This window comes from Parapedobacter soli (assembly GCF_025460835.1).
Taxonomy (GTDB): domain Bacteria; phylum Bacteroidota; class Bacteroidia; order Sphingobacteriales; family Sphingobacteriaceae; genus Parapedobacter; species Parapedobacter soli.
Genome location: NZ_JAMXAY010000016.1, coordinates 1 through 12418, shown reverse-complemented (window position 1 = coordinate 12418; position 12418 = coordinate 1). Strand labels below are relative to the sequence as shown.

Sequence of the window (12418 nt, the reverse complement as noted above, 5' to 3'; positions counted from 1 at the left end):
GGGGCAAAGTTAGCGAATAAATCGCTATAAGACGAAATGCCGGTACAAGCAATTGATGAGATCGCGGTGGATGTCGGGGAAGTCGTCCGTGTACGATGTGCGGCAGCCATTGATGATGACTACGAAACCGAATTTCTCCTGTGGCTGGAAGAACATCGCGCTGTTGAGGCCATAGGCTGAACCGGTGTGGCCCTTCATTATCTTGCCCGAAACCAGGTTGTCTTCGGTTGTAATGGCCAGCCCGTATCCATTTCCTGCAGGTACCGAGGTTTGCATGGTGCGTGCACTGGCTTCTGATAAGATACGAGTGTTGCCGAGTATGCCATAGTTCATGTGCAAGGTCATGTATCGGGCGAGGTTGGCAGCGGAGATTTTCATGCCACCGGTCGGCGAAAAGATGGGAGCGTCATATCCCAATTGGTAGTCTTTCAATGATGCGGCTGGCGACCGGTAGGCTGCGGGCGATGCAATAAACCGGTTGCTGTCGGGATCATACGAATACAGCTTGGCAAACCGTACGCTATCCAGCTCGTCCACGTTATAACTTGCGTAAAGGCCCAGGGGTTCGAGTATATGCTTGCGGACATACCGGTCGAAACGTTCGCCGCTATGCTTTTCGAGTATCGCGCCGGCCAGGTTGAAATTGAGGTTGCAATATTGGTAGTCGGTGCCCGGCGCATAATCGTTGTAGGCGGTTGCCCAATCGGGATTCTTCCCCGGGTTGAAGGCATCCAACGTAAAGTAACCGTTTTTATCGCTGATGCTGGACGTGTGCGACATGACCATGCGCAGGGTGATGATCGAGTCGGGGTAATTTGGGTTTCGTATGGGAAAGCCAATCAGCTCACCCACATCGTCATCGAGGGATAGCTTTCCGCCTTCGACCAGCTGCATGAGGCTGGTGGCCACAAACGATTTGGAAATGGAGGCAATGCGGAAGACGTCGTTATTTTCCAATGGCTCCTGTGTGGCCAAGTTCTTGAAGCCAAACGAATGGTTATATACCAACTCATTATCCTTCACTACAGCAACGGATGTACCCACGGCGTCGTATTTGGCCATGATGGCGGCGATTTCTTCCGCAACGTTAGCGGCCGGCTGTGCAGTAGTGGCCAGTGTTGCAGCAAGCAGCGCGAGCAGGGCCAGTAACCTGCTTTTCAGTTGGAAACTTTTCATGAGTCGTAATGTAAGGATATGTTATGCGGATAAGGCATTGTTATTTTAATAAAGCCTCTAAAGTCTGCTCCAGTTGTTCTCCCCGCAGCTTTTTCGCTACTATTTTCCCTTCGGGGTCGATCAAGAAATTATCTGGAATGCCATGCACGTTATATTGCTTGGCCACTACGTTGTTCCAACCGTTGAGGTCAGATACCTGTGTCCACGGCAAGCCGTCTTTTTCAATCGCTTCCAACCAGTCTGATTTTTTCCCGGGGTTGTCGAGTGAAATGCCTAACACGGTAAAATTTTTGCCTTTGAACCGCTCGTAGGCCGCCACTAAGTTGGGATTCTCTTCACGGCAGGGCACACACCAGCTGGCCCAGAAATCTACAAGTACGTATTGTCCCCTGAAGTCGGTTAGCGAAACCGGGTTGCCATTGGGGTCATTCTGTGTAAAGAAGGGCGCTTGCTGGCCGATGGCCGTTGCCCTGCCTGCCTCGATGCGTTGTGCCACATCCCTTGCCGGTATATTGTTCCTCGCACCTACTGTCAACCCATTCAGTAGCACTTCCCGCTCATCGAGCTCGATGTCCCTGAGGTCCTGGTAGATGGCTAAGGCACTTATGGGCGAAGCGGGATGATCTTTGACCCACTGCTTGGTTTTTTCCCGGCGATCCATAAGGATGTGCATGAGCTCCTGCATGATGGTGTCTAGGGCCGCCGTGTCTTTTCGGCGATAAAGATCCGCTTGTTTTTCTCGAAGCGCCACAATTTTTTCATTCCCCACGGCATCAAGAAAATCATTGTAATCGTGTACCCAGGGGCTGCCAGAAAACGTTGCACCCTTAAAAAGAGGCCCTTTTCCTTCGATTTCTAAGACCCCTTCATCGAGGTAGAGGAACAGTAAGGAGTTGGCATCTTCGAAGTTTCGCTCGATACTGATCGCGTAATTATTGCCTTCTCCGGCGCGGATAGGTATGTGGAGTGAAAAGCCACCGGAATGTGTTTTTACGGAATCCCGTTTGTCATCGCCGCCCTGTTCACGGTAAAATACCCACTTTCCGGCAGGAAGGTCCTGGATGGTTGCGCGAATCGTGAGGCCCGGCTGCTGCGCAAAAGCTGACAGTGTTGCGCAGACTATCGCGATGGTCATCAGTGCAGTTTTCATGGCAAGCGAAATTTTGGTTATGAATCGTATTGTAAACCAACGAACATAAGGTCGTCGATAACAACACGAAGGTACGAATTTCCGCGACTTAACACAGGCCGAAATGCGGGCGATATTTTGATGTTTCCCGAATTTCAAGTTTTTTTGCGTAAATAATGGTGCGGATAAGCACAGATAATGACGAGAACAACACTGGATATTCCCGAGCTGATCGCTGAAGCAATGGTGCTGACCGGCTCGAAAACTAAAAATCAATTAATCAAGGAAGTATTGGAAGCGCATATTAAGCGAATCAGGCGGAAGCGTTTAGTTGCGTTGAAAGGCACACTTGATTTCGACATCGATTTGGATACGCTCCCTGGAAGGGAAGATGTCAAGGTATAATGTAGCATTTAACCTCTCGGTACCGTCTTACCTGAAAAAGAACCAAGATGAAACGATTTGTAATTTATGGAATGCTGCTGGCAGGTGCGGCGGCGATGAGTCTGGCGGCTTGTGAAAAAGCCAATCCGGAAAAGCTGGGGCCGGGCAAAGATTTGATCCTCACGGCCGTGGAACAGGAGAAGGCCGAAAGTGACAACCGGTTTGCCTTCGAACTGTTCCGAGTAGCCACGGATAATCTCGGACCCAACGAAAACGCCATGCTATCGCCTTTGAGTGTGGGTATGGCATTGGCGATGACCAACAACGGGGCAGCCGGTGAAACCCGTAATGCGATTGAAAAGACACTAAAGTTCGATGGTTTCGATACGGATGACATTAATGCCTACTACCAGAAGCTGGCGGCCGACCTGCCGCAGCTCGATCCGCGCACCACGCTGGATATTGCAAATTCCATCTGGTACCGGAAGGGATTCGATGTCTTGCCCGACTTTTTGGACGTAAACCAGGAGTTCTACAAGGCGGAAGTAAACGCGTTGGATTTTGCCGACCCGGGCGCTCCGGGTGTGATCAACGACTGGGTCAGCAACAAAACCAAAAAGAAAATCCCGACGATTATCGAGGGGGGTATTCCCGGCGATATGGTGATGTACCTCATCAATGCGGTATATTTCAAAGGGGCATGGGAGCAGCGGTTTGATAAGAAGCAGACCGAGAAAGGGACATTTACCCGTGCTGATGGCACAACGCTGCAAACAGACTTCATGCACGTGAAACACACGTTCAACGTAGCCGCGACCGAGGCGGTGGAAGCGATTGAGCTACCTTATGGCGACAAGAAGTTCAGCATGGTGGTATTGAAGCCCCGTGGGGATGCGGACCTTGCGCAACTCTCGGAAAAGCTGGCAGAAGCGGGCTTCTGGGCCACGCTTGCGTCGTCTTTCTATTCGCGGGAAACCCAGCTGGCCTTGCCGAAGTTCAAGTTCAGCTACGAAAATGGGCTGAATGATGAGTTGACCCGCATGGGGATGGGCATCGCGTTCACGCCGGCTGTGGACTTCTCGGGTATCAGTGCCGCCCCCCTCGCCATCAGCGAGGTGAAGCACAAGTCGTTTATCGAGGTAAACGAGGAGGGTACGGAAGCGGCGGCGGTGACGTCGGTCGGTATGGTTACGACCTCGTTACCCCAGGTGTATACGTTCACCGCCGACCGCCCGTTCCTGTTTGCCATCCGGGAAATGACTACCGGTTTGATTTTGTTCATCGGGCAGGTGAATGACCCATCGGTGGAAGCGACGAGGGGGTGAGTAAAATTAGTGCCAGCAGCCCAACTTCCTTGGCCTGCTTTTCACTGCGGGCGGTGCTCAGGTTGGTGAAAGCCGTTCAGTAACGGACACGCGCTATTTTCGTGTTGTCTTGAGGTATTGCTCGGCGGTCATCACCGGGAGTTGTGACTTTTTGTAATCTTTCAGGTTTCGGGTAATGATCATATCGCAGCGATTAGCCAGTGCTATCGAGTATTGAACGGCGTCTTCGATGTCGTTGAATGCGGTAGCCATTGCGGTTCGAATGGCTATACTGTCGGTGGGTAAAACACGTAGCTTGTTTTCCAGTAGGCCGACCGATTTGATGGCTGCTGGTTTGCCGGCGTGCTTGCGCGTAAAATAATAGACATTTAGAAGATTATGGGCAGAGATGCACAGCGAATGATCTCCCCTGTCAACAAACGACAGTATCTGAACGGCAGGTTGATAATACGGCTCCCTACGCAACACGGCATCGAGAAGGATATCCGAGTCGATAAATAGCGTCATCAGGGGTTGTATTTATCTAAAATCGCGTCCCGATAATCCGATTTATGGTCGAAATCCGGTGTTGGTTTCTTTACGGCTGTCAGTTCTTTCGTCCAAGGCGAAACTTCGGTAGTCTTCTCTTCTCGGTCAGTAAGGCTACTGAGATAGTTCTCCACAATCTTAGATAAACTTACATGTTGTCGATTGGCATACGCTTTGGCCTGATCAATGACATGCGTTTTGATATTCAACGTTAGTTTTGTACTCGGCATAATATAACCCTTCCGTCTTTACGTGCAAAAATAAGAAAAAGATACGTGACACACAAAGTGTGTTGTGCATTGGCTACGCATCACTCATCCCGCAACGAGTCGACCGGATTAGCCACCGCCGCCCGTATCGCCTGCCAGCTTACGGTAAGCAAGGCGATGACCACGGCTACCAATCCCGCTACGGCAAACACCCACCACTGTATATCGATGCGGTAAGCGAAATCTTCCAACCATTTGCTCATCAGCCACCAGGCAACCGGTGCCGCGATAACGATGGCGATGAGTACCAATTTCAAGAAATCCCGGGAGAGCAGCTGCACGATGCCGGCCACCGATGCGCCCAGTACTTTCCTGATACCGATTTCTTTCATCCGCAGTTCGGCCATGTACATGGATAGCCCCAGAAGACCCAAGCAGGAAATGAAAATAGCGATGCCCGCGAAGACGCCGAACAGCAGCTGCTGGGTCTGCTCACGTTCATACAATTCGGCAAACCGATTATCCAAGAAATCATACCGGAAGGGGATGTCGGGAAAACGGGCTTTCCATACCGATTCCAGCTGGTTCAACGTCGCGCGGACGTCGCCCGAAGACCGTACGGACCACCATGAGTAGCCGGCGAGATTCATCGACATCGCCATCGGAACGATGTTTTGGTGCAATGATTCAAAATGGAAATCTTTGGTAACGCCGATTATCTGTCCTTTCCGGTCGCCATAAGCGAAAGCCTTGCCGATGGCTTTTTCGGGGCTACCCAGCCCCAGCGCGGTAACAGCCGACTCATTGAGAATATATCCTTCCGTGCGATCTGTTGGATGCGCACGCGATAGATTCCTGCCGGCAGCCATCTCGATCTGATAGGTCGGGATAAACTGCTCGTCTATGGCTAGCCCCTTGATCATCGCACCCGTTGGTGCCAACTCACTGCCCCGCATTACAGAAGCCCCTTGTCCGTCTAAAAGTCTACCCGTAGGGATGCGTGACGAACGGGCCACGTCGGCGATGCCCGTATGCCGGATCAGCTGTTGCCGCACCGACTCAAATTCGGAGGAATCGCCCGCGGCGGGCAAAAGGATAACCTGCTCCTTATTGTACCCCAATTTGAAATCCTGGATATGCCGCATTTGGTTGTACACCACCGTTGTGCAGATGATTAGCAACACGGCAATGGCAAACTGTACCGTAACCAGGAGCTGTTGAAGGATGCCCCGTTTCAAATCGGATGCTACCTTGCCTTTGAACACTTTTATGGGCTGGAAGGCGGTGAGAAAGAAAGCGGGGTAGCTGCCAGAGACCAATGCGGTAAATAATATGATGCCTACGATGATACCAAGAAATGCTGGACTGAACAGGTCACCGAACAGCAGGTCCTTACCCGACAGGTTATTCAACAGGGGCAGGGTAGCCAGTGTAAAAGCGAAAGACACCAATAAGGCGATGAAGGTGTAGAGCAACGACTCGGTAAGGAATTGCCTGATGAGTTGTCCACGTTGTGCACCCACCACTTTACGCATGCCCACCTCCTTGGCGCGCTTGGCCGACCGTGCCGTGGTCAGGTTCATATAGTTGATACAGGCAATGACCAAAATAAACAGTGCGATAGCCGAGAAAAAGTATACGTATCGGATGTCTGATGTGGGCTCGATTTCCGAATCGGTATGTGAGTGTAAGTGGATGTCCGTGAGCTTCATCAGGTGGAGCACGGACCAGTCGGACGTGTTCTCGCCCATGTGTTTGTTTTGAAACGCGGGGAAGGCATCCACTATTTTTTGCGCATCATAACCTGCCGGCAGCAAGAGGAAGGTGTTAAAAGCATTGTTTCCCCAGTTTGTCTGCAAGTTTTCGGTGCCGTATATGTTTTCATCGTTCAGTGTAGCAAAAGAAATCAATAGTTCGGGATGCATGGTGGATTGGCTGGGAAAAGGCTTAAACACACCGGAGACCATCATCTCCGACTGGTTGTCCACCCGCACCATCTTGCCAATGGGGTTTTCATTGCCAAAGTATTTTTCGGCCAAGGTGGTCGAAAGCATCAGCGTAAATGGATCTTTTAGCGCTGTATGGGTATCGCCCTGCACCACATTGACCGTAAACATGTCCAAAAAGCCATCTTCGGCGAAAAACACCCGCTCTTCATTGAACAGGGCATCGCCATATTGGATGGTCAGGTTGGTTTCCAACATGCGCACCATCTGTTCCACTTCCGGAAAATCCTGGGCGATGAGTGGTCCGTAGGGGGGCGCTACACGTGCGAGATGCAAGTCCGTTGCACCATCTTCGGAGAGGAATTCCCGTGAGACCCGGTAAATCCGGTCGGCGTTTTCTTGGAATCTATCATAGCCTAACTCGTCTTGGATGTATAGCGCCAACAACAGGAAAGCGGTAAGCCCGATGGCCAGTCCGGTAATGTTGATGACCGAAAAGATCTTACCTCGTAGCAGATTCCGCCATGCGGTTTTGAAATAGTTTTTCAGCATATTGCTTATTTTTATTGGTGCTTCAGCTATCCTCCCCTCTGGTCGGATGGTTTGATTATTTTAGATATGAGACATGAGACATGAGATATGAGACGCGTTCGTCCTTGCTCCACGCTCTTTTCATCCGTATTCCTCGTTCATTTTTTGAGCCAAAAATGTAACGAGTTGTTAGTTAGCTAGTTGGTTTTGTTTTGTTGGGTGACAGTGTTCGATATCGAACACCGATTGTTCACTTGCGGACAGTGTTGAGGCGGCGGGGAGCTTGTTTAACTACGCCAAAACCCAATTTTTATACCCTGAACCTTTAATTCAATGAGGAATTACAAAAAACATAAGCCGGAAGGACATCAATCGTTTTCCCATTTTTTTCAAAGCGATCTGTCTGATCTAGGGTAATGATGCATCCGTTATCTGATTTAAAGTACTCAAGTGCTTCAACAAGTCCGTTTAACTCCCTGTCCAAGTTGTCCTGATTAAGTGAATAGCATACTTGGATGGCGCGTTGAAATGTTCCACGGCTAAAAACCGTAAAATCGCATTCGCCCTTTTCCGAGAAATAGTATATTTCTTTATAGCTTCTCCGTAAGTGCAGGTAAATCAGGTTTTCGAATTTTCGCCCTTGATCTTCCGTAAAGGCCGTAGAAATGGTGTTAACGATCCCTGTGTCAATCGCATATACCTTTCGCGGGTTGACCAATTGAGCGCGTTGAGAATAGCTGAATTTGGGAACAAAGTGTAACAGGTAGGCATGCTCCAAATGGGAAAGGTATTCATTGATCGTGCTTGTAGAGCCAAAATCAAACAGGCTTTTAAGCCGGTTTGCAGTTATCCGATTTCCAATGTGAGTAACTAAATATTGTGCCAACCGCTGCATGCCCCTGACGTCGCGCACGCCGTATCTCACAACGATGTCCCGCAGGATAATATCATCAAAAAGTTGCGCTAGCACCCTGGCCTCATCCTCTTTAACATATTCCGGAAACCCACCTTTTTGTAAGTACTGTACGATGCTTTGTTTGTCGGCCTTTAACTCTTTAAAAGTGATGAATTCCAGATACGAAAATGGGAAAAGTTCGGTGCTGATATGCCGTCCGGTAAGTTTGGTGCCGAGTTCCCTACTCAGCAGCGAAGCGTTCGAGCCAGTAATAACCAATTTATAACGCTCATCCAGCTTCTGCCTGACGTAGCTTTCCCATCGGGGTATAATCTGTATTTCATCAAACATCAAGACCTCACTGCCTGATTGCTTAATCACCGTATCCAGCCGTACGAAGTCTGCAGGTTCAAATTCATACAACCGTGGATCTTCAAAATTAAGATATAGGGCGTCTTTATACTTATCCCGCAACAACTGAAACAACAGCGTGCTTTTCCCGCTTCTTCGGATGCCTGTTACGATCAAGGCGTGTGCGGCAAGGTTAGGCAGTTCGTTTAATGCTGTCCGACGTAGGCCGGCATCCCACGCTTTCATCCCTAATTTTTGAGATTTGACGATTTCAGTCAATGTTGTTTCCAGTATCATACAAACCGGTTAAGACTACAAAAGTACCCATTTGATCGATAATATCGAAAACTTTTGTTCGATACTAATGGCAAAGGTTGTTCGATACTATCGATCACCTTCGGATTTTACTCATCTCTCAAACTATCCACCGGATTGGCCACTGCCGCCCGTATCGCCTGCCAACTTACGGTAAGCGATGCAATGACTACGGCTACCCATTAGGGGACAGTGTTTAGAAAAAGCAGTAGGACTACCACAAATGCTTTAATCCCACAGACTGGTATTTGCTGATGGTTTTGCCTTTGCTCAATAGCGTTAAATTGTGGAGGATGGCCTGCCAGATAAGCATCCGATCGAAAGGGTCACGGTGCCAATCGGCTTTTAACAGGTGATAACCTGCGGCTTCAGGTGGTAGGAGTGGAAGAACATCGAGGCCACTTTCTTGCGCGAGAGCGGGAAGCTCTTCGGGAGAGACCCCTATTAAGTCGAGTTTACCCAACCGGTACTTCAATGAAAGTTCCCAAAAGCTCACAGAACTCACGAATACCGTATTGGTGGCGTCTTCCAACAAGATGGATACCTTGGCCGATAGCTTTTTGCGATCCAATAATGCCCAAAGAAATGTATGCGAATCCAAGAGGTATTTCATCCCAACAAGTCTTCTTCGGTCATTTTAAAATTGGTCTTAAAGCGGACTTTAGCTTTTCCTTCCAGTAAGCCAAGTTTACGTGTAGGTTTGGCGACATGTGATTCGGGGAGGAAGTAACCAACAACTTCTTTCTTACGGCCGTAAGTAACTGCAAACCCGACCCCGGACTTAACTTGCTCAAGTACCTCAGCAAAGCGTGTCTTGAATTCACCAACTGTCATCGTTTTCATATAGACAAAGATAATGTTTTCTTGTCAAGAATATACAAGAGCGCAGTTACTCATCCCTAAGCGACTCCACCGGATTGGCCACCGCTGCCCTTATCGCCTGCCAGCCTACGGTAAGCAATGCAATCACTACGGCTACCAATCCCGACAAGGCAAACATCCACCATTGGATGTNGCGACTCCACCGGATTGGCCACCGCTGCCCTTATCGCCTGCCAGCCTACGGTAAGCAATGCAATCACTACGGCTACCAATCCCGACAAGGCAAACATCCACCATTGGATGTCGATGCGGTAGGCGAAATCTTCCAACCATTTGTTCATCGCCCACCAAGCAATGGGTGAGGCAATGACGATGGCAATCAACACCAATTTGATGAAGTCTTTTGACAGCAAGCTAACGATACCGGATACCGTAGCACCCAGCACCTTGCGGATACCGATTTCCTTAGTGCGCTGCCGAGCAGTAAAGGTACTTAAGGCAAAAACACCCATGATTGCAATGGCTAGACTTACGAAACTCAGCAGGCCGGTGAGTTTGCCAAAGCGGACATATTTTTCAATTAGCTTCGAGAAATCGTCGTCCAACCAACTGTAACGCATGGGTCCACTATCGTCTACTGATTTCCAAATCGAAGAAATCTTGTCGACCGCTTCCTTGACATTCCTCCCATTTTTTATTCGGAGCAACAACTGCCGGCGACCGGCCATGATATTTGGTTCCACACCGATGAAGTAGATTTCTGGCTGAACAACGGTTGTATAACCTGCACCGTAATTGTCTGGAACAACCCCTATAATGGTGTAATCTCTGGCGATTACGGTTACCCGCTCCCCGATGGGATTGTCAAAACGTAAGGCCCGAGCAGCTGTCTCGTTGATAATAGCCGAATTGACGGTGTCCATGGCGTAGTTGGTCGTAAAGTCCCTCCCTTGCTTGATGCGTATTCCTAATGTTTCGAAATAAGAGAGTCCGACGAAATTAGTGCTTAGCGAAAGCTGGTCCTTTGCCTGTCCAAATAGCGCTGTCTGGAAGCTATGGGATGGTTGTCCGGGATAAAAATAGGTAGCTGCAACGGATTCCACTTCCGGAAGGTTCCGCAATCGGTTCATTAGGGAAGTGTGTTTATCTATCGACTCGTAGAACGCCATGGGTATTCGCTTGCCATCAATACGGAGTACTTGCTCACGATCAAAGCCGGGGTCATTTTGCTGCATGAACCGGATCTGGTTGTTCATGATGAAAAGCGATGTTATAAAAGCCATTGCAATCACAAATTGTGAGATAACTAATGCGTTACGTAGTTTTAAGCTCTTTGTACCAGTAGATAGTTCCCCTTTCAGTATCTGGACAGGCCGGTAGCTGGCTAATAGTAGCGCCGGATATGAACCCGAGAGCAATGTTACGATAATAGTGACAACGGTAAGCTGTGTTATCAACTGAAAATTGGCTGCAGGGTTAATGGTGTTCCACAGCGTCAGCTGCAAACCAAATGTGCTATTGAGGTATTGGATGAATAGCTGGCTGAACAATAGGCCCAAGCATAAAGAAAAAACCACGTGGATAGATGATTCAAGCAGAAATTGAATAATCAGTTGCGTTTTACTTGCCCCAACAACCTTGCGTAGCCCCGAGTTTTTTGCACGGCTATTGCCTTGCGCAATCACCAGCGTGACATAGTTAATACATGCTAGTAACAGCACCAATAGAGCGATTATGGAAAAAACCATCACGGGGATATGATTGCCCTTTTCATAATCCTGTACCGGGTGGTTGGCTGGTGAATCCTGCCAGGGATATGATGCCGGTCTGAGGTGAATACTACTTACGGGCTCCAACACGGTGCGGATGTCGGTAATCTGTTGGTTTTCAGCAAGCCACTTGCGGGCATTTTCAAATGATGTAATAGCCTCCTCGATGTGTCCATTAGCAGCCTGAACTGGATTTGTTTGGAAAGCCCTTGCATACTCAAGTGTATATTTATTGTTGATTTTTTTGGCTACCCGGTTGGCATCGGTATCTCGCTTCAACAGTACGTAAGCGAAGCGTACACTAGCCTGCCAATTATGTGGATTTTCGTGTAGGGAGACACACATGTTAAAATCCAAGTGTGAGGGAGTGGTCTGCCTGAATACCCCAGTAATCGTATAAAGGTTTTCTTGATTATTATTTATTTTCATGGTTCGCCCGATTGGGTTTTCCTTACCAAACCATCGTTTGCTCATCTCTTCACTTATGACGACGGACCATGGGGCTGTTAATGCGGTGGATGGCCCCCCATATATAAATTGGTACGGGAAGACGGAAAAAAAGAAGCTATCGGTGGCAATAAGTTGCTTTTCGTAGTATTGTTCGCCAGCAATCTCAATTACTGTTTCACGCCACTCTTGCAAGCTGGTTGCTTGTTCCACTTCCGGTAGGCTGTGCCGCATGAAATAAGCCAAAGGGGGAGGTACAAAAGAGGTAAATTCCCTATTTCCGCCCCAGTTTTTACCCATATTCACTCGGTACACTCGCTCCAGTTGACCATCCCACCGGTCATAGCTTTTTTCGCGGTTGACGTAAATCAGGGCCGTGACGAATACCGAAAGACCGAGTCCTAGCCCGAGCGAATTAAGCAGCGCATACTTACGGTTCAACCATATTGTGCGCCAGGCGGTTTTGAAATAGTTCTTGATCATTTTGTGTTTAGTACATAGTAGTAAGTGCTTAGTAGTTAAACGACAGATCGCCTGTCTTTATTCCCAGGGATTTCGCTTTTAAGAATTTTGGGGATTGGATTTGCAGGG

11 protein-coding genes are annotated in these 12418 nt (G+C 48.8%); 2 read left to right on the top strand and 9 right to left on the bottom strand.

Features of this window, described 5'->3' with window-relative positions; all coding sequences use genetic code 11:
* Positions 1-24 precede the first annotated feature (24 nt).
* Together NGM62_RS09090 and NGM62_RS09085 are read right to left on the bottom strand one after the other, a co-directional pair.
* Entirely contained in the window at positions 25-1176 is a 1152-nt protein-coding gene (locus tag NGM62_RS09090; protein ID WP_262247318.1) for a serine hydrolase domain-containing protein, read from the bottom strand.
* A gap of 40 nt (positions 1177-1216) precedes the next feature.
* A complete protein-coding gene (locus NGM62_RS09085; protein ID WP_262247317.1) occupies positions 1217-2326 on the bottom strand; it encodes a peroxiredoxin family protein in 1110 nt (369 codons plus the stop codon).
* A gap of 177 nt (positions 2327-2503) precedes the next feature.
* Between NGM62_RS09085 and NGM62_RS09080 the strand changes: the two genes are divergently transcribed.
* Positions 2504-2710: a type II toxin-antitoxin system VapB family antitoxin gene (locus tag NGM62_RS09080; RefSeq protein WP_262247316.1), complete on the top strand. Its 207-nt coding sequence runs from the start codon at positions 2504-2506 to the stop codon at positions 2708-2710.
* Positions 2711-2757: 47 nt separating this feature from the next.
* Positions 2758-4014, top strand: a complete 1257-nt coding sequence (locus NGM62_RS09075) for a serpin family protein (RefSeq protein WP_262247314.1) — start codon at positions 2758-2760, stop codon at positions 4012-4014.
* A 93-nt stretch (positions 4015-4107) separates the two neighbouring features.
* Here NGM62_RS09075 and NGM62_RS09070 read toward each other — a convergent pair whose 3' ends face one another.
* The 7 genes from NGM62_RS09070 to NGM62_RS09040 form a co-directional block, all read right to left on the bottom strand.
* Positions 4108-4521 (bottom strand): type II toxin-antitoxin system VapC family toxin, encoded by a 414-nt coding sequence (locus NGM62_RS09070; protein ID WP_262247311.1) that lies wholly within the window; start codon positions 4519-4521, stop codon positions 4108-4110.
* Positions 4521-4772: a DUF6364 family protein gene (locus tag NGM62_RS09065; protein ID WP_262247309.1), complete on the bottom strand. Its 252-nt coding sequence runs from the start codon at positions 4770-4772 to the stop codon at positions 4521-4523. The genes NGM62_RS09070 and NGM62_RS09065 overlap by 1 nt, the downstream gene beginning before the upstream one ends.
* A gap of 80 nt (positions 4773-4852) precedes the next feature.
* The gene (locus NGM62_RS09060) at positions 4853-7249 is read right to left on the bottom strand and encodes an ABC transporter permease (RefSeq protein WP_262247308.1); all 2397 of its coding nucleotides are present in this window, start codon (positions 7247-7249) and stop codon (positions 4853-4855) included.
* A gap of 304 nt (positions 7250-7553) precedes the next feature.
* Entirely contained in the window at positions 7554-8771 is a 1218-nt protein-coding gene (locus NGM62_RS09055; RefSeq protein ID WP_262247306.1) for an ATP-binding protein, read from the bottom strand.
* A 232-nt stretch (positions 8772-9003) separates the two neighbouring features.
* A complete protein-coding gene (locus NGM62_RS09050; protein WP_262247304.1) occupies positions 9004-9402 on the bottom strand; it encodes a type II toxin-antitoxin system VapC family toxin in 399 nt (132 codons plus the stop codon).
* Positions 9399-9632, bottom strand: a complete 234-nt coding sequence (locus NGM62_RS09045; RefSeq protein ID WP_262247302.1) for a type II toxin-antitoxin system Phd/YefM family antitoxin — start codon at positions 9630-9632, stop codon at positions 9399-9401. Before NGM62_RS09045 ends, NGM62_RS09050 begins: the two co-directional genes overlap by 4 nt.
* Before the next feature lie 56 nt (positions 9633-9688).
* A complete protein-coding gene (locus NGM62_RS09040) occupies positions 9689-12310 on the bottom strand; it encodes an ABC transporter permease (RefSeq protein ID WP_262247300.1) in 2622 nt (873 codons plus the stop codon).
* Positions 12311-12418 lie beyond the last annotated feature (108 nt).

Bases quoted from the DNA above. Each gene is read 5' to 3' on its own strand.
- NGM62_RS09070 (WP_262247311.1), bottom strand. From the start codon at position 4,521: ATGACGCTATTTATCGACTCGGATATCCTTCTCGATGCCGTGTTGCGT.
- NGM62_RS09050 (WP_262247304.1), bottom strand. From the start codon at position 9,402: ATGAAATACCTCTTGGATTCGCATACATTTCTTTGGGCATTATTGGAT.
- NGM62_RS09065 (WP_262247309.1), bottom strand. From the start codon at position 4,772: ATGCCGAGTACAAAACTAACGTTGAATATCAAAACGCATGTCATTGAT.
- NGM62_RS09045 (WP_262247302.1), bottom strand. From the start codon at position 9,632: ATGAAAACGATGACAGTTGGTGAATTCAAGACACGCTTTGCTGAGGTA.
- NGM62_RS09080 (WP_262247316.1), top strand. From the start codon at position 2,504: ATGACGAGAACAACACTGGATATTCCCGAGCTGATCGCTGAAGCAATG.
- NGM62_RS09055 (WP_262247306.1), bottom strand. From the start codon at position 8,771: ATGATACTGGAAACAACATTGACTGAAATCGTCAAATCTCAAAAATTA.
- NGM62_RS09060 (WP_262247308.1), bottom strand. From the start codon at position 7,249: ATGCTGAAAAACTATTTCAAAACCGCATGGCGGAATCTGCTACGAGGT.
- NGM62_RS09090 (WP_262247318.1), bottom strand. From the start codon at position 1,176: ATGAAAAGTTTCCAACTGAAAAGCAGGTTACTGGCCCTGCTCGCGCTG.
- NGM62_RS09085 (WP_262247317.1), bottom strand. From the start codon at position 2,326: ATGAAAACTGCACTGATGACCATCGCGATAGTCTGCGCAACACTGTCA.
- NGM62_RS09075 (WP_262247314.1), top strand. From the start codon at position 2,758: ATGAAACGATTTGTAATTTATGGAATGCTGCTGGCAGGTGCGGCGGCG.